Genomic DNA, 383 nt, shown 5'->3' on the forward strand with positions numbered 1-383 from the left:
TCAATCACGACAGCGGAAAGTCCGTGGGCAAGCGCTTTATCTCAGGAGGCCGATTTGAGGTCAGGCGTGCGCTGTACATGGCGTGCCTGGTGGCGGTGAAACATAATCCAACGCTCAAAGCCCGATATGAGGTGCTGCGTGGGCGAGGGAAACTTGCCAAGGTTGCGCTTGTAGCCTGCATGAGAACCTTCATCGTGCGCCTCAACGCAATGCTCAGAACGGGCACGCCGTGGCGGGATGACTTACCGCAGCCTGAAAACATGGCGCAGATCACAGCGTGATCCCTGTGGGAGCGGGTTACCCGCGAAGAAGACACCGCGATGGATGGCACGGGCTTCGCCCGTGTTCGCGGGCAAGCCCGCTCCCACAGGGATCACGCCAGC

At 60.6% G+C, this 383-nt stretch carries 1 protein-coding gene; it reads left to right on the top strand.

Translation table 11 applies throughout. The features are described 5' to 3' along the window. A partial coding sequence (locus IRZ77_RS27445) for a transposase (RefSeq protein WP_196174640.1) occupies positions 1-281 on the top strand: 281 nt, incomplete at its 5' end. Between the last annotated feature and the right edge of the window lie 102 nt (positions 282-383).

The organism is Pseudomonas pudica, assembly GCF_015680405.1.
In the GTDB taxonomy this organism is placed as follows: domain Bacteria; phylum Pseudomonadota; class Gammaproteobacteria; order Pseudomonadales; family Pseudomonadaceae; genus Aquipseudomonas; species Aquipseudomonas pudica.